The organism is Flavobacterium sp. N2820 (genome assembly GCF_025947285.1).
GTDB lineage: Bacteria > Bacteroidota > Bacteroidia > Flavobacteriales > Flavobacteriaceae > Flavobacterium.
Genome location: NZ_CP110008.1, coordinates 125,024 through 141,625, shown reverse-complemented (window position 1 = coordinate 141,625; position 16,602 = coordinate 125,024). Strand labels below are relative to the sequence as shown.

The 16,602-nt window shown below is 31.3% G+C and carries 14 protein-coding genes; 7 read left to right on the top strand and 7 right to left on the bottom strand.

Going from position 1 to position 16,602, the window contains the following annotated elements:
* Positions 1-102: 102 nt before the first annotated feature.
* On the top strand, positions 103-1,455 hold the full coding sequence (locus OLM52_RS00710) for a T9SS type A sorting domain-containing protein (protein ID WP_264549247.1): 1,353 nt from the start codon (positions 103-105) through the stop codon (positions 1,453-1,455).
* A 116-nt stretch (positions 1,456-1,571) separates the two neighbouring features.
* Here the strand turns inward: OLM52_RS00710 and OLM52_RS00705 are convergent, their stop codons facing one another.
* Genes OLM52_RS00705 through OLM52_RS00695 form a run of 3 tightly spaced genes read right to left on the bottom strand, consistent with a single transcriptional unit; the run spans position 1,572 to position 7,805 of the window.
* Positions 1,572-3,506, bottom strand: a complete 1,935-nt coding sequence (locus OLM52_RS00705; protein ID WP_264549246.1) for an OmpA family protein — start codon at positions 3,504-3,506, stop codon at positions 1,572-1,574.
* Positions 3,507-3,524: 18 nt separating this feature from the next.
* Positions 3,525-4,451: a type IX secretion system membrane protein PorP/SprF gene (locus OLM52_RS00700; protein WP_264549245.1), complete on the bottom strand. Its 927-nt coding sequence runs from the start codon at positions 4,449-4,451 to the stop codon at positions 3,525-3,527.
* Between the two features lie 12 nt (positions 4,452-4,463).
* Positions 4,464-7,805: a gliding motility-associated C-terminal domain-containing protein gene (locus tag OLM52_RS00695; RefSeq protein WP_264549244.1), complete on the bottom strand. Its 3,342-nt coding sequence runs from the start codon at positions 7,803-7,805 to the stop codon at positions 4,464-4,466.
* A 163-nt stretch (positions 7,806-7,968) separates the two neighbouring features.
* Here OLM52_RS00695 and OLM52_RS00690 point away from each other — a divergent pair, with 163 nt between their 5' ends.
* The 4 genes from OLM52_RS00690 to OLM52_RS00675 all read left to right on the top strand — a co-directional run bounded on the left by OLM52_RS00690 (position 7,969) and on the right by OLM52_RS00675 (position 11,937).
* On the top strand, positions 7,969-9,849 hold the full coding sequence (locus OLM52_RS00690) for a sensor histidine kinase (RefSeq protein ID WP_264549243.1): 1,881 nt from the start codon (positions 7,969-7,971) through the stop codon (positions 9,847-9,849).
* The gene (locus OLM52_RS00685; protein WP_264549242.1) at positions 9,846-10,478 is read left to right on the top strand and encodes a response regulator; all 633 of its coding nucleotides are present in this window, start codon (positions 9,846-9,848) and stop codon (positions 10,476-10,478) included. The genes OLM52_RS00690 and OLM52_RS00685 overlap by 4 nt, the downstream gene beginning before the upstream one ends.
* Positions 10,479-10,632: 154 nt before the next feature.
* Positions 10,633-11,247, top strand: a complete 615-nt coding sequence (locus OLM52_RS00680) for a YkgJ family cysteine cluster protein (protein WP_264549241.1) — start codon at positions 10,633-10,635, stop codon at positions 11,245-11,247.
* 81 nt (positions 11,248-11,328) lie between these two features.
* Positions 11,329-11,937: a YkgJ family cysteine cluster protein gene (locus OLM52_RS00675; protein ID WP_264549240.1), complete on the top strand. Its 609-nt coding sequence runs from the start codon at positions 11,329-11,331 to the stop codon at positions 11,935-11,937.
* Here OLM52_RS00675 and OLM52_RS00670 read toward each other — a convergent pair.
* The gene (locus tag OLM52_RS00670) at positions 11,934-12,449 is read right to left on the bottom strand and encodes an NUDIX hydrolase (protein WP_264549239.1); all 516 of its coding nucleotides are present in this window, start codon (positions 12,447-12,449) and stop codon (positions 11,934-11,936) included. The genes OLM52_RS00675 and OLM52_RS00670 overlap by 4 nt on opposite strands.
* A 210-nt stretch (positions 12,450-12,659) precedes the next feature.
* Between OLM52_RS00670 and OLM52_RS00665 the strand changes: the two genes are divergently transcribed.
* On the top strand, positions 12,660-13,874 hold the full coding sequence (locus OLM52_RS00665) for a glycosyltransferase family 4 protein (RefSeq protein ID WP_264549238.1): 1,215 nt from the start codon (positions 12,660-12,662) through the stop codon (positions 13,872-13,874).
* Positions 13,875-13,932: 58 nt separating this feature from the next.
* On the opposite strand, the gene OLM52_RS00660 is transcribed toward OLM52_RS00665, so the two are convergent.
* The gene (locus tag OLM52_RS00660) at positions 13,933-14,514 is read right to left on the bottom strand and encodes a tRNA-(ms[2]io[6]A)-hydroxylase (RefSeq protein WP_264549237.1); all 582 of its coding nucleotides are present in this window, start codon (positions 14,512-14,514) and stop codon (positions 13,933-13,935) included.
* 153 nt (positions 14,515-14,667) lie between these two features.
* On the opposite strand from OLM52_RS00660, the gene OLM52_RS00655 reads away from it, so the two are divergent.
* Positions 14,668-14,922, top strand: coding sequence for a hypothetical protein (locus OLM52_RS00655; RefSeq protein ID WP_264549236.1), 255 nt, complete (start codon positions 14,668-14,670; stop codon positions 14,920-14,922).
* 53 nt (positions 14,923-14,975) lie between these two features.
* Here the strand turns inward: OLM52_RS00655 and OLM52_RS00650 are convergent, their stop codons facing one another.
* Together OLM52_RS00650 and OLM52_RS00645 are read right to left on the bottom strand one after the other, a co-directional pair.
* On the bottom strand, positions 14,976-16,016 hold the full coding sequence (locus OLM52_RS00650) for an o-succinylbenzoate synthase (RefSeq protein ID WP_264549235.1): 1,041 nt from the start codon (positions 16,014-16,016) through the stop codon (positions 14,976-14,978).
* Positions 16,017-16,056: 40 nt separating this feature from the next.
* A complete protein-coding gene (locus tag OLM52_RS00645; RefSeq protein WP_264549234.1) occupies positions 16,057-16,599 on the bottom strand; it encodes a TPM domain-containing protein in 543 nt (180 codons plus the stop codon).
* Positions 16,600-16,602: the final 3 nt, after the last annotated feature.

The following is a 16,602-nucleotide window of genomic DNA, read 5'->3' as shown; positions in this document are numbered from 1 at the left end:
ATTTTTATTTTCTATTTGTGCCACTCTTGTGCCCAATTTGATAAATCCATTTAAAAGAGTTTCTCATTTTTTTTATTAAATTTGTTATTCTAGCCAATTTTTATGAAAAAAACACTACTATTCCTGTTATTACAATTATCAATCAATACTTATTCACAAGGTTGTGTCGATCGAATTGTAACTTCTGACGATATGACAACACTCTATTTACTTGATGGAACAACGTTAACATGGGGAAGTAATCAATATGGACAACTGGGAAATGGCACAACAACCTTACAAGGTACTCCAATGTTAACTGTAAACGAAAGCAATTGGCAAGATGTAAATCATGCCAGAATGCATACTGTGGCATTACATCAAAACGGAACGGTTTGGGCTTGGGGAAATAATTATGTAGGACAATTGGGCAATGGAACTAACACCGACAGCAGTATACCGGTTCAAGTAGGAACAGATTCTGATTGGGCTGTAATTTCACCTGGAAATTTACACACAGTAGCTTTAAAATCTGATGGTACTTTTTGGGGTTGGGGAAATTCTGGTGCATTTGAGCTCACCAATAGTACTACTACGCACTATGTTAATCCAATTCAATTAAGCACAGAAACCGACTGGAATAAAATTTATGGTGGTTATTTCAAAACTTTTGCGATAAAAGACAATGGAACCCTTTGGGGAAGAGGCCGAAATAATTTTGGCGATTTAGGAATTGGCTCTACTTTTCCTTTGCTAACCTTAACACAAATTGGAACCGATAGCAATTGGTCTAAAATTTCAGCTGCCCGTAATCGCTTTACAATAGCTCTTAAAACTGATGGTACACTCTGGGCTTGGGGAGATAATGAAAACGGTCGCCTAGGGGATGGAACTTCTGTAAATAGATATTCTCCAGTACAAATTGGCACAAGCACCTGGAAAGATATTGCGGCAGGGAATTTTCATACAATCGCAATAAAATCAGATGGAACCTTGTGGCAGTGGGGAAGTTATGGCTGGATCAATGGTGCTTTTTTAATCCCAAACAGCAATATTCCTGTTCAAGTGGGTACAGATTCTGATTGGAAATCTGTTATGGCAGGTTTGAGTACTTCCTATGCGATTAAAGAAAACAACAACTTATATGCATGGGGTTATAATGGCGGTTCTCTTGGTGATGGAACTTCAATTTCCAGAGCGAATCCTACTTTAATTCCGTGTAGTCAATTAAACTCGATAAGCTTCAATGAAAGCACGTTAATGATTTATCCTAATCCCGTTGTAGATTTTATTTACCTAAATGACATTTCCGAAATAAAATCCTTTGAAGTTATAAATGTCTTGGGTCAAAAAGTAATTTCAAGTCTGATTTATGATAACAAAATTGATTTATCTAATCTCCCTGAAGGAATTTATAGTGCTGTATTTTTAAAATCAAACGGACAACTAATAAATTATAAGTTTATAAAAGAATAGTTTTTCCCTTTTAAAATATAAAGTGAATCAATAGTTGAAAAAAAAATTCGATTTTAAAATATCAAAAAAAGTGCCTAAGAATTCACTCAGACACTTTAAAAAAAAATTAAATCAATCTATTGCTTATTACTCAAAATAATAAAATCGGATCTTCTATTTATGGAATGTAATTCTTCTGAACATTTAACGCCGTCTTCGCAATGATTTTTCAATCTCGACTCGCCATAGCCAATTGCAGATTCAATTCTGTTCATATCAATTCCGTTTTCAATTAGATACGCTTGTGTAGATTTTGCTCTTTTGTCTGATAACGATAAATTATATGCGTCTTTTCCTCTAGCATCGGTATGTGATTCTATTTTGATTTTTACATCTGGAAACTCCCTCATTACTTTGAGAACTTTTTCTAATTCTACAATTGCTTTTGGAGTGATATCCCATTTATTATAATCAAAATATATAGGTTCTACTATAATTTTAACAACACCATCTTCTTCTTTTACTAAATCAGAAAATTTGGTTAAATAAACATCTTGTTTTGTGACTTTATTTGGCACTTCATCAGCTACATAGTTTATCTTTTTTGTACTATAACCTGATTTTGAGAATTCAACAACATATTCGCTTGAACACGGTAATGATAAAGTATAATTTCCTTTGTCATCTGAGGTTTGTTCCTGAATTACCTCATCAAAAAGATTATATACTTTTACACTTGCATTTGGAATTGGAAGTTTACTTTTCTCTTCATAAACTACTCCCGAAAGCGTTTGATTATTTATAATTGGTTGTAATTCGAAATAATAAATATCATCATCACCTTTTCCACCACTTCTGTTGGATGAAAAATATCCAGACAAGTTATTTTCATTAAAAGTAATTGCAAAATCATCCATGTTGGAATTGATATCCTTTCCTAAATTTTTTGGAGTAACATACATCACTTTTGATTTCATTTCGCTTTTAAAAATATCCAAACCTCCAAATCCATAGTGATTATCTGATGCAAAATAAAGTGTTCCATTTTTAAAATAAGGAAACATTTCTCTACCGGCAGTATTAATTTGGTCACCCACATTTACAGGAGTATTAATTGTGCCATCATCAAAAATTTCTGCAACATAAATATCTGTTTGTCCTTTTGTCCCGGGCATATCTGAAACAAAAAACAAGTATTTACCATCATCACTTATTGCTGGCTGGCCGCAAGAATAGGTATCGCTATTGAATTTTAGTATTTCTTCATTTATCACTTTTCCCTTTTCTAAAGTACCTCTTACAATTTGAAGATTTGACATTCCTTTTTGATTTACGGAAAGCTTTTGGTTCTTTTTGATATAATTTCTAGTAAAAAAAACATATTTATAATCGGGTGAAAAAGCAACAGTACCTGTATGATAATTAGATTTTATATCTTTTAATAACAGTTGCACTTGACTTAATTCACCATTAGATAAATTAACTTCGGAAACAAACAAATTTAGATAGGGTTGATTGTTCCACTTATATAATTTACTATTAAAATTTAAAGAATCACGTGAGGATGAAAAAATAAATTTTTCATTGTATTTTACGGTTCCAAACTCTGAATATTTTGTATTAATAGCTAAATTTCTGACAAATTCTGTGTTTTTAGTATCAAAAATACTGTCAAATTGTTTTTTTCGAGCAGCATAAAAATTTATTTTTTTAGGATCATTTTTATAATACTCTTTTAAAAGATGCAATGAAGGTTCATAATCACGATTAGATCTTAAGCAAGATAAATAACGCGAAAAACTTACTTCAGACATTGAATTTTGTTTGCTTGCATATAACTTATCATACCATAATTTGGCATTTTGATAGTCGTTAATATTAAAATATGAATCGGCTAATTGTTCAATTTGAGATTGAGAAAGTTCGACCTTGTCTTCAATAGCTTTATTATAACTGGCAATTACATTATTAAAATCCATGTTTTTAAAATGATGTTCTGCTTTTTTTAGACTACTTTGACTCCAACTTAAATTGCTGATAAATACAAAAAATATAATATAAAATATTCTCATAAGTGTAGGTTTTTATTTTTAGAAAAATCTTGGTGATTTCAAATTAGAGTTCTTTTTATTCAATTGGAATTTTAATATCAACTCATGCGAACCGTCGTTGTACTTTTGAAGGTTAGTTAATGTTCTGTCGTATGCATAGCCAAGAAAAATGGTATCTGATATATTAATTCCTACCAACCCACTTATCGCATCATCATAACGATAACCAGCGCCAAGAGTGACTTTTTCAGAAATTAAAAAATTAGCAGAAACATCCCAGGTTATAGGAGCTGAAGGAACAATTTTTAACATGGTAGCAGGCTTAAATTTAAGTTCATCTGAAAGTGTAAAAACATAACCCGCAATAGCATAAAAATGAAGTTCTCTATCTAACATAGCTTCTTGAACATCATCATAAAAATCATTCTTGATAAGATTAGGTGCCGAAACTCCACCATACCATTTATCAGAATAAATATATACTGCTGATCCTAAAACAGGCCTAACTCTTCCACTAACATCTGTGCTAAATAATGGATCTTGAGGATTATTATAACTTCCTTCTGACCAATTTAATCCAAGCACATTTACTCCAGCATTTACTCCAAAAGCTAACTTGGTTTCAAAACCTAAATTAAGACTGTATGAAAATGTACCTTCAATATTGGTTTCTTGAGATGGCCCAATTTTATCATTTATAACTGATAATCCCAACCCAACCTTATCTGAAATAGGTGATTGAATTCCGAAAGAAGCTGTTTTAGGAGCGCCATCTATTCCAACCCATTGAGAACGATATAATAAAAAGGCATCTAATGAGCCCGTTGAGCCTGTATACCCTGAATTAATTGACATGGTATTATACATGTATTGGGTATATTGAGGTTGTTGTTGAGCTTGTAGTTTTTGAAAAAACAAACTTATCCCGAAAATTGTACTTAAGTATATAATTGATTTGAATCTCATATCGATATTTTTTTATTTAGCAATGTAAATCCACCCTGTTTTTTTGAAGTTGACATCGTCAATGGTTAGAATATAGAAATAGGTGCCCGAAGACAATACTTCTCCTTTATTTAGTATTCCTGAAACATTTGCAACGCCACTCCATTCGTTATTATAAGAACGTTTTTGGTAAACTATGCTACCATATCGATTATAGATTTCTATCTTATTGTTCGGATAATTTTCAATACAATCAATTTCAAAATAATCATTTACACCATCTCCATTTGGCGAAAACTCATTATAAATTGTAAAACATTCGATGGTAACACCTTGTTCATCCGAATTATTATTTAAATCAACATCAATAGGAACTGAATTTACAATTGTTGCTGTATTCATATAATCTCCATTACTATTCACGGTTACCGCCATAGTCATTGTTACCTGCTCATTTTGATCAATTGCCGGAATTAGCCACATCCCATTTGAAACTGAATAACTCCCAGAAGTTGCAGTATAACTCACAAAATTATATCCAGATGGCAGAACATCACTAACCTCAACATTTGTAAAAACAGACAATCCATTATTAGTAACAGAGATTGTAAAATGAATGGTTTCTCCTGGAATTGGAGTTGAATTGTCAACGCTTTTTTCAATCACTAAGTCCGAACAATTATCTAAAATTTGTGTAAATGATCCAAACGCTAATCCTCCACATCCCAAGGCATCATCATAGGTTACTGAAACTTCTGCTCCTGTGGTTACATTCCATTGCACAGTTACACTTGCATCATTTACTCCACCACCACTAGTAATAACACCTCCTACTACTGTCCATTGATAGTTACCCATTCCTATAGTTGTTGTATAGGTATTCGAATTTCCTACACACAATTGTAGATTTGCTGGAGTAATATTTGCTATAGAATTTGATAAAATATCAACTGTAATCATTAATCTAGTGGAACTTTCACAACCGTTGGCACCTACTTGTGTTGCATAATAAATTCCGTTATCAACTAATAAAGTTGTTCCTGCTAAAGCCGTTCCTCCTGTTGGAACATCGTACCAGTTAATATTTAAACCAGTTGCTTGTAATTGCGCAACCGTTGCTAAATCAGTTATACAAAATTCTTGTGTTGTATCTGTTGTGGTAGGCGCTGGAGTATCGTCTAAATCAACGGTAACCATTAATCGAGTGGAACTTTCGCAACCATTTGCTCCTACTTGTGTTGCATAATAAACTCCGTTATCAACTAATAAAGTTGTTGATGCTAAAGCTGTTCCCCCAATTGCAACATCATACCACAATACATTAGATTCATTGACTTGTAGTTGCGCAATTGTAGCGGCATCAGATATACAAAATTCTTGTGTTGCATCTAAAGTAGTTGGTGTAGCCGAATCAATCAAATCAACAGTTATAGACAGACGAATAGAGCTTTCACAACCATTAGCACCAATTTGTGACGCATAATATATTCCGTTATCAACCAAAACAGTTGTTGTTGGCAAAACGGTGCCTCCTGTTGGAAGATCATACCAAACTACAGTAGATTCGTTGACTTGCAGTTGAGCAATTGTTGCTGCGTCGGTAATACAAAACTCTTGCGTTGTGTTCAATGTTGTTGGTGTTGTCGCATCAATAATTGACACTTGAATTTCTTTTAAATCCCCTACTAAATTTCTACAACTAGTGGTTCCATTTGTTACGCTTACATAAAAAGTATAAGGACTATTTACGTCGTTTAATCCTGTAATTGTTAAAACTCCATTGGCATCAACAGCATAATTAACTCCTCCTGTCATCATACCATCAGTTATTTCTTGTGTATAATCATTAGACAAATACCAATTAAAACCGTTTCCTACTGAACTTGATGGCGTTAAAACAACTGGTTGAATCGCACAAATATCTGTTTCGTTTCCAGTGATATTTATATCTGCAGCTGTTGGGCTTTGATTCACCGTAATAACAACTGGAATACGCAAAGATTCTTCTGGGCAACTTATGATTCCCGAAGCAACATAAAAAGTTGTTGTCGCATTAATTACAGGAGTAACAAACGGTTGTCCAGATGCTGTAGTAGCAATTAAATTACCTCCTACTTCTGCATCATACCATCTAATTTCTAATGTAGTTGGATTTGAATTAGCGATTAAAGTTGCACTTGTACCCGAACAAATAGTAACATTTTGAGATGAAACATCTAAAGTTGGCGATTGTGGTACACGAACAATATCATATAAATCTAAACTTTGAGTTAAGGATACATTTAATAATGAATTATACCTTACTGTTACTCTATCTACGGGTTGATTTGGCGTAAAAGGAATAGCTGCCACTTGATTGCCTTGCAATGCCGTTAACAAATCTAAATTCAATAACGATGATAAACTCACTGTTTGAACCATATTTGGTCCATTATAAGCAATTAGTTCAACATTATTTGCTACACCAAGAGCCAATAAGGCCGGATCAACTTTTAAACTAACAATAAAACTATCTGATGAATTAGACAGCCCTTCAAAATAAACAGATTGTTCAATAAACCCTGCAACAGCAATAATTCCTAAACTTAATCGTGAATAAGTTGCTAAATCATTATCGATTACATGATTCGGATTTTGAACTCCAGCACCTCCAAGAGTTAACAAATCTAAAGTCAAACCCGACCCGCTGTAAGAAGTATAAGTAGCCGAACCACAAACAGATGGCGCATCATAATAAAAAGCATCGTAAACCCACAAATCTTTTGTGTTTCCTAGACCAATCAATGAACCAACTCTATCGGTAATTCTTATTCTATTATAGGGTTGACTTGGAGTAATCATCAAATAAGCATTATTCAAGTCATCTATAACTACTTTTAATCGAGGACCAGCAAAATCATTATCTATTTGAGAATTACCATCTAAAACAACAGTCGAAGTGTTCTTAGCCTCAATTGTAAATTCTTGATTTCCTAATATAACTACTCCCAAGACATCCGATAGAAGACCACCTAATTCACCACCTAATAAAACATCTAACAGATTGTCTTCTGTTTCAATTTTTACATAAGTTGTTGTGTTTGCTGGTAATAGTGTTGGAAATTCAAGTTCAATATGCCCACTGTAAGCACCTATTCCAATAGCAATTCCTGAACTAGCTCTTACTCTTGCTCTAGTCGTCAAATCTGAATCTATTGCTAAATTAGAATCTGTAGTATAACTTTCATCAGAAACTGTAGTAGCAAAAACTAAATTTTGAGATTTAATTTCCTGACTTATCAGAAAAATAAAAAATAAAAAAACAATGGTTTTACTCTTACAAAAACAATAAAAACAATTTATTCTACAAAAATTTCGAGGTAATAATTTTTCCATATTCTTTTATTTTAACATTAAATTAACTATTGTAAATTTACCTCTAAACCAACAAACTAGAATAATTAGAAAAAATGATTTTAAAAATTAGTCGTTTACCACTAGTTATATTGCCTAAAACTTTGATATTTTTGTTATTATAAGTTATTATTTTTACTTACAAATGAGAATAAAATTATTAGTCTTTTTACTATTTAGTTGTACTTGTTTAGCGCAAGAGATTAAACAAAACTTAATAAACTCATTTGAAGATATTGACAGCTTGTCTGTATATTGCAACAATCAGAAAAAACTAGATGATCTTATTGTTTTAGCTGAAAACTATATTAAAGCAAATCCTAACGACTCTTTAAGATTAGAATTAATAAAAATCAGAATTGATTTCCATCAAAGAAACTATCAATATAAAAGAACTGAACCGCTCATTAAAGAGCTTATTCAAAGCAAAAGCGAATATTTTAAAAATATTGGCTACACTAGAAAAGCATTGTTTTTCTTAAATACTGGAAATACAAAGTTTGCATTTGAAAATTTTTTGAAAGCTTATAATTTTGCTAAGATTAAAAACAATAAAAAAGAAATTGCTATTATTTTAAATGGTTTAGGTAACTTATATTCTTTGGATTTAAAAGAAGAAAAAGCAATAGAATATTACTTACAAGCTTATAATCAATTACCCGTTAAAAACTACATTTCTGAGAAAAATTTATTACTTAATAATCTAACCAGTACTTATGCAACTATTAATGATTATAAAAAATCAAAATATTACCATCAAAAGCACCAAGAATTATTAGAAAACAACCCCGATAATGAAATTATTAAATTTACTTATCACTACAATTCTGCTAATTTTAATGCTAAAATTAATAAAAAATCGGCCGCAAAAGAATCTTTAAAAATCATTAAAACCTTATCATTTAAAGCTAATAATACCTATCAAAAAGGGCTTTACTATAAAACATATTCACACATTAATTTAATAGAAAAAAAATTAAATAGTGCGTTAACAAACATTGATTCGGCTCTTTATTACTTTAAAAAAGGGAGTTCTGATTTATATATTTTAAACACTCAAATCAGTAAAATTAAAATTCTTAAAGAATTAAATAAATTTAAAGAAGCTTTTGAAGTTTTAGAAGAATATAAGGAATTAAAGAAAAAAAGTGATGATTTATATGTAGATGCTTATATCCAAGAAGCAGAACTAAAATACAACGATATCAATCAAAAACTTATCATTACTAAATTTAAATTAAAAAATGAAAAACAAGAAAAACAAAAAGAAAACTTTCTTTATATTTTCATTATCTTTACTATTATAATCATTTTTGCAACAATTATACTTTTTTTTAACAATAAAGAAATAAACACTCAAAAGGACATTATTAACTCAAAAATTCAGACCAACACATTTTTAACCATTTTAAGAACTGAAGATAGAGAACGAAAACGAATTTCCAATGAATTACATGATATTGTAGGCGCAAAAATGGCTGTTTTAAAATTAATGATTGAAAATATTTTAGACGAACAGCAACCAAATAAAGAATGCCAACGACATATATCAGGTTTTATTGATAAAATAATTGATGAAATACGTCAAATTTCTCATAATTTATTACCTCAAAACATACACGATAACGGATTAGATAACTCAATCTTAGAATTAGTCCGAGATTTTAACAACCAAACCAAAATACATATCGATTATTTCTCTTCAGGAATTGATGATGAAATTGACGAATATTATGCTTTGTTTATTTATCGTATAGCACAAGAGTTTATAGGTAATATATTAAAACACTCCAAAGCCACAGAATGTATTTTAAACATTTATAAAGTAAAAAACAAAATTCATATTACAATCGAAGATAACGGAATTGGATTTGATATTGATAAAGAATACAAAGGCCAAGGAATTCGAGAAATACAAAATTACATCAAAAATGTAAATGGAAAATTTGAAATAGAAAGCTCCCCAAATAGCGGTACTATCATAAATATAATATTCAACTTAACCAACACAACTAATTCAACATGATTAAAATCGCACTATTAGATGATCATATCATACTTTTTGAGGCAATACAATTTGTGCTCAAAAAAAAACCTAAATACTCTTTCATCAGAGGATTTACAAATTTTAAAGAAATTAAAGATTATTTAAACGAAGGAAACACTTTAGACATTCTTCTCCTTGATATCCAAATAGAAAAAAATGATGGTCTTGAATATTGTGAAAAAATTAAAAAATTAGATCCCAATTTAAAAATTATAATTTTCACTAGCTATATCAGCAAGGCGTTAATCATAAAAGCGCTAGCCAATGGTGCTTCAGGGTATATGGTTAAAAATATTTCAAGTGAAGAATTGATAAATGGTATTGAAATCGTTTTACAAAATAAAATTTATCTCCATGAAAAAGTATCCCATTTTTTTGCACCAGAAAAAAAAGTATACGACGATTATTTTCCAAAACTAACCAAAAGAGAAATAGAAATTCTTAAATTAATTATGGAAGAATTCACATCTAAACAAATTGCCCAAAGATTATTTATTAGCGTAAATACCGTAGAAACACACAGAGCTAATTTATTCACTAAAACAGGCGCAAAAAACGTTGCCGGATTAATTACAATTGCCTTGGAAAAAAATTTACTTAACAATTAATCGTCTTTTTCATTGTAACATTACTTTGAACGTTAAAAGCAACAATTCTTTTGGATTTTTGTACTTTTACCACTGTAAAATTTAAGTGCGTTCTTTAAATACAAAGCGTTCAAATAATTGAGCGCTTTTTTTATCTAAATTCTAAACCAAAAAAATGGATAATTCCATAGAAAATCGCGTAAAATTAGTTGAAACATTGTTTCAAAATCTCGACGTGGAAATTATAGCTTTTCAAAAAGAAACAAAATTGGGTTGCATTGCTGGTTGTGGAAAATGTTGCTCAACACCTCAAATTGACGCTTCACCTCTTGAATTTTTACCTTGGGCTTTTCATATTTTTTTAAACGGTCAAGCCGAAGAAACGCTAATAGAATTAGAACAAAGCACAACAGCTACTTGCTTTTTATATCGCCCAAAATCGTTGGCAGAATTTACAACCGGAAATTGCAGTACCTACCAATATCGAGGATTAATTTGCAGACTTTTTGGTTTTGGTGCCACAACGGATAAATACGGAAAATTACGTATTGCAACGTGTAATATTATCAAAGAAGGACAAGCAACAAATTTTGAAAATGCCACAATTGCTATAAATACTGATTTATCTGTGCCTATATTTACAGAATACTACATGCAACTTTCGCAAATAGATTTTAAGCTTGGAAATGTTTTTTTGCCTGTAAATAAAGCTATGAAAGCCGCTTTAGAAGAAGTTTTGCAATATTATGCTTACAGACCTTTTCCTGACAACTATAAAAAACCTATATAAAACACTTGTTTTCAGTTAGTTGAATTAAAACTGGTAAATCAAACAAACTACCAAATTATAGTCTACCTTCGGTAAAAAATTATGACCATCGAGCAACGTGTTGTTTTGGTAGAAGAATTATTCCAAAATTTGGATGTTGAAATAAAAGAATTTCAATCATACACTAAATTAAGTTGCGTTACTGGTTGTGGCAAATGTTGCAATCATCCCGAAATTGATGCTTCACCTTTAGAGTTTTTACCATGGGCTTTTCACTTATTTTTAAATGGTGAAGCCGAAAAAGTATTAAACACACTAAACAAATCTACTGTAAACCGTTGTTTTATTTATAATCCGCTTTCATTGTTGGATAAAAACAAAGGAAATTGCAGCAGCTATCAATATCGAGGTTTAATTTGCCGTCTTTTTGGATTTGGAGCCAATACCGATAAATATGGTCAATTGCGATTGGCAACTTGCAAAATTATCAAAGAAGGTCAAGCCGAAAATTATAATAAATCAACCGAATTAATCAACAAAGGCTTACCAATTCCTATTTTCACCGATTACTACATGAATCTATCACAAATCGATTTTCAATTGGGAAATGTAATTGTTCCGATAAATAAAGCACTCAAATTAGCTATCGAAGAAGTGTTACAATATTACGCCTATCGTCCAATGCCAAACGGACATTTTAATTGTGCTTAACCTAAATATTTTTCACCGATTACTTTTCGAATCGAGATAAAACCAATTTGATTCAAATCAATTTCCGAACGTTTTACCCAAATTAACTCCTGAATTTCATCTGCTGCTGCTATTTTAATAACATCTGAAGTTAATTTACATTCATAAAAAATATCCATTGTTCTATAGGGAACATTTTTGTATAAATAATTATTTGGTGACGTGGTAATATATTTTAAATCGTGGTTTGAAATTTCTATTCCCAATTCTTCTTTGATTTCTCTACAAGCCGCTTCTTCTGCCGTTTCATTTGGGTCGATAAATCCGCCTGGTAAATCCCATTTTCCTTTGTCTGGATCGACATTTCGCACTGTAAACAAAACTTTGTCTTCAAACGTAAAAACAATCGCTACAGCAGCCGCAATGTTATGATAATAGGTAAAACCACAATCATCACACAAAAACCGACGATTATCAGGAAACGTAAAATGGGTTGAAGCACAACTTGGACAAAATTTAAAGAAGGAATTCATGAAATATCATTTAGTAGCCAAAATTACATTAATAAATTTCTAAATCAAAAGTTCGCAATATAAAACCTCCGTCACTTCGAGTGATTTTCAAAGAACTACAGAAACGAAAACAATTTAACGTCATTTCGAGTGATTTTAAAATTTAAAAACCTTAGTTTTTGAAATTTAAAATTGTATCGAGAACTACTGAAAAACTTGTACTTTTGTCACATGAAGCATTTAGTTATCATAGGAACCGTTTGGCCCGAACCAAATTCAACAGCTGCTGGAAGCAGAATGTTGCAACTCATTTCGTTGTTTCAAAAGCAAGGTTATGAAATAACATTTTTGTGTTCGGCTTCTAAATCAGATTTTTCGTTTGATTTGAGTCAGATTTCGGTTAAAACCAAAGCCATTCAACTGAATGATAGTAGTTTTGATATTGAAATTGCAGCATTAAATCCAAATGTTGTCCTTTTTGACCGATTTATGATAGAAGAGCAATACGGTTGGCGTGTGATGGAAAATTGCCCAAATGCTTTACGAATTTTAGATACAGAAGACTTACATTTTTTACGGAAAGCCAGAGAAGTGGCGTACAAACAAAATCGTGAGTTGGTTTTTGAAGATTATATTTCGGATATTTTTAAACGCGAAATAGCTTCCATTTATCGCTGTGATTTAGCATTACTGATTTCGGAATACGAAATGCAATTGGCAAAAGAAACCTTCAAAATTGATGCTTCTATTTTATATTATTTACCTTTTTTATCAGAAGAAGTTAATCCAAATGTTCCAAAATTTGAAGACAGACAACATTTTGTAAGCATAGGTAACTTTTTACACGAACCCAATTGGCAAACCGTTTTAGCCTTAAAAAAATGTTGGAAATCAATCAAAAAGGAGCTTCCCGAAGCAACACTTCATGTGTATGGCGCATATGTTTCGGAAAAAGCCAAGCAATTGCACAACGAAAAAGAAGGATTTCTAATTAAAGGAAGAGCGGAAAGTGTTGCAGATGTATATTCGAAAGCTAAAATTTTGTTAGCACCAATTCCCTACGGAGCTGGTTTGAAAGGCAAATTATTTGAAGCCATGCAATTGGGATTACCTTCAATAACCACAAAAATGGGAGCCGAAGCAATGAACGGGAATTTAGATTGGAATGGATACATCACTTCCGATGAAGCTGATTTTATTGAAAAAGCAGTCGAATTGTATACCAATAAATCACTTTGGGAAACCGCTCAAAAAAACGGCTACAAGATCCTTGAAAAACGGTTCAAAAAAGAAGTATTTGCCACTGATTTTATGAATAGAATTGAAGCACTTCAACTGGATTTAAAAGCGCATAGAAATCAAAATTTTTTGGGACAAATTTTGCAACATCAAAGTTTACAAAGCACCAAATATATGAGTAAATGGATTGAAGCGAAGAATAATTGACAGTCGCAGTTTTAAGTCACAGTATATCACTGAACAATAAGACTGAGACTACAAACTTTTACCCATGAATCGTCTCCGATTTTCCGTAACTTTCAATCACTTTTGCTTCAAATTCTAACCATTCTTCCCAACGTTTTTTAACGTCGTAACCTTCTTCTGCTAATTCGTGCGCAAATTGTAAAAATGAAGTATAATGGTTGGCTTCCGAAATCATTAATTCTCTATAAAAAACAGCTAATTCTTCGTCTTGAATATTATCGGAAAGTACTTTAAAACGTTCGCAACTTCTGGCTTCAATCATTGCCGCAAACAACATGCGTTCTACAATTAAATGCTTGCGATTTCCTGGCTTCATAAACTTAAATAAATCGTTTACATAACTGTCTTTTCGTTCGCGTCCTAAAACCCAACCACGTGCTTTGATGATTTCATGCACTTGCTCAAAATGATCCAACTCTTCTTTTGAAATTTTGGTTAATTCCGTTGTGATTTCAGTAAATTCAGGCAATAAATTGATTAACATAATCGCATTTGAAGCCGCTTTTAGTTCGCACCAAGCATGATCAGTTAGAATTTCTTCTAAATTTCCTTCAGCAATGTTAGCCCATCTTGGGTCGGTTGGTAATTTTAAACGAAACATTCAGTAAAATTAAGTATAGATTGAAGCACAAAATTACTTCTTTATTCCAAAAAATAAAAGGTTTTGAGATTTTGAAATGAAATATAAATACCTAAAAATGAAATCCCTCACTTAAATTGACTACCTTGTAAGAAATAAATAAAACCCTATACTATGAAAAAATTAAGTTTAGCAGTAAGCGCGTTGTCAATTATGTTTTTTGTTTCTTGTAAAGAAGAACCAAAAGAGCCAGTAGTAAATGAAATTACAATCGAACAAACGACAGTAGATTCAACTACAACTGCTCCAGCTGAAGTAAAAGAAGATGAAGGAACAAAAATAAAAGTAAGTTCTGATGGAGTAGAATATTCAGACGGTAAAACCGAAGTTGAAGTTTCTAAAGATGGCGCTGAAGCGAAAAAAGAGTAACCTAATTTTGTCTAAATAGTAGGAAAATATTTTACTATTTAGACATTTTTATTTTAAACTAAATTGGAAATATTCCATACTAAATTTGGATTATAAGCAATTCTTCCCTTTTTAATTTCCAACGGACAATCAAAATTATTGGTATACAAACCACCAGTTCCTAAACCTTGTGGCAATGGATTTTGAAGTGTAAATGTAAATTGTGTAATTGCATTTAAACCAATATTACTTTCCAAAGCAGAAGTAATCCACCAACCGATATTTAGACTTTCTGCAACAGCAATCCATTCTAAAGTTCCTTTGAAACCTCCAACTAAACTTGGCTTTAAAATGATGTATTGTGGTTTAATTTTAGTCAATAATTCTATCTTAGTTTCAATTTCAAACACGCCAATTAATTCTTCATCTAAAGCAATAGGAAAAGGAGCGATTTTACACAGTTCTGACATCTTGTCAGTATGGTTTTTTTGAATAGGTTGTTCAATACTATGTAATTCAAATCCAGCCAATTGATTTAATTTATCTAAAGCTTCATTTAAACCAAAAGCACCGTTTGCATCTACACGAATTTCAATGGTTTTAGCATCAAAATTTTGGCGAATAAAATGCAATAATCCCAATTCTTTCTCAAAATCAATTGCACCAATTTTCAATTTAATACACGAAAATCCTTGTGCTAATTTCTCTTCGATTTGGGTTTTCATGAAGAGCTCCTCTCCCATCCAAACCAAACCATTTATCAACATATTTTTTGTACCTTCAATAAATTCTGATGGAAATAACTCGAAAGGAGTTTTGGATTGCAACGATAAAAATGCCATTTCCACACCAAATTGAATCGATGGGAATTCCATTAATTCTTGCCACAGTTGATCTTTTCCCAAATGAATATTATGACAAACCCATTTTAATTTTTCTTCATAATCTGGTCGGTCATCAATAGAAAGTGATCGCAAAATTCCACACTCACCAATTCCTATTTTTCCGTTTTCTTCCAGAAATAAAAACCAAGTTTCTTTCTCCGACATTACACCACGAGAAGTGCCACTAGGTCGCTTGAAATTAAGAACATATTTTTTGTAGGTTGCTTTCAATTTTAGTTTAAGAGTTTAGGTATTTATTCGTTTAAAGGTTTTATTTTAATCGAACTTTCAATAATTTTATTATTTCAAATAAACCTGCTTGGGTTCCTTCAAAATATTCTTCTTTTTTAAAGTATGGAATAATTTGATTTCGAATAATTTTCGCTGTTTCATCATCCGATAAAACAAGGGTAATTCCATCACCATTTTGAATTCTTAGTTGCCTATATCCTTTAGAAATTGCGATTAAAATACCATTCGATTTTTCTTTTTTTCCAACACCCCAAGTTCTGGCAATATGTAGCGATAAATCATTAATTTTTTCTCTAGATACCTTGAACGTATCAATCGTAACTATCGCTATTTCAACTGTAGTTTCTTTTTCAAAATCAGCTATAATTTGATTCAATTTAGCTTCTTCATCGTCAGAAAAAATATTTTCGTAATCGTTTGTCCAATTGAGCGGTTTAGGTAAATTATCCCAAAATGTTTGTCTATCAACTTTAGCTGTATAAGTAGAGTCTTGAGCTTTCGTTGAAAAAGCTAAAAACAAAATTAAAATCTGAAAAATTAATTTTACATTTGAATTCGACATTGG

What these genes read in the sequence shown, in the direction of transcription:
- OLM52_RS00710 (WP_264549247.1), top strand. Translation starts at nt 103, where the DNA reads ATGAAAAAAACACTACTATTCCTGTTATTACAATTATCAATCAATACT.
- OLM52_RS00705 (WP_264549246.1), bottom strand. Translation starts at nt 3,506, where the DNA reads ATGAGAATATTTTATATTATATTTTTTGTATTTATCAGCAATTTAAGT.
- OLM52_RS00700 (WP_264549245.1), bottom strand. Translation starts at nt 4,451, where the DNA reads ATGAGATTCAAATCAATTATATACTTAAGTACAATTTTCGGGATAAGT.
- OLM52_RS00695 (WP_264549244.1), bottom strand. Translation starts at nt 7,805, where the DNA reads ATGGAAAAATTATTACCTCGAAATTTTTGTAGAATAAATTGTTTTTAT.
- OLM52_RS00690 (WP_264549243.1), top strand. Translation starts at nt 7,969, where the DNA reads ATGAGAATAAAATTATTAGTCTTTTTACTATTTAGTTGTACTTGTTTA.
- OLM52_RS00685 (WP_264549242.1), top strand. Translation starts at nt 9,846, where the DNA reads ATGATTAAAATCGCACTATTAGATGATCATATCATACTTTTTGAGGCA.
- OLM52_RS00680 (WP_264549241.1), top strand. Translation starts at nt 10,633, where the DNA reads ATGGATAATTCCATAGAAAATCGCGTAAAATTAGTTGAAACATTGTTT.
- OLM52_RS00675 (WP_264549240.1), top strand. Translation starts at nt 11,329, where the DNA reads ATGACCATCGAGCAACGTGTTGTTTTGGTAGAAGAATTATTCCAAAAT.
- OLM52_RS00670 (WP_264549239.1), bottom strand. Translation starts at nt 12,449, where the DNA reads ATGAATTCCTTCTTTAAATTTTGTCCAAGTTGTGCTTCAACCCATTTT.
- OLM52_RS00665 (WP_264549238.1), top strand. Translation starts at nt 12,660, where the DNA reads ATGAAGCATTTAGTTATCATAGGAACCGTTTGGCCCGAACCAAATTCA.
- OLM52_RS00660 (WP_264549237.1), bottom strand. Translation starts at nt 14,514, where the DNA reads ATGTTTCGTTTAAAATTACCAACCGACCCAAGATGGGCTAACATTGCT.
- OLM52_RS00655 (WP_264549236.1), top strand. Translation starts at nt 14,668, where the DNA reads ATGAAAAAATTAAGTTTAGCAGTAAGCGCGTTGTCAATTATGTTTTTT.
- OLM52_RS00645 (WP_264549234.1), bottom strand. Translation starts at nt 16,599, where the DNA reads ATGTCGAATTCAAATGTAAAATTAATTTTTCAGATTTTAATTTTGTTT.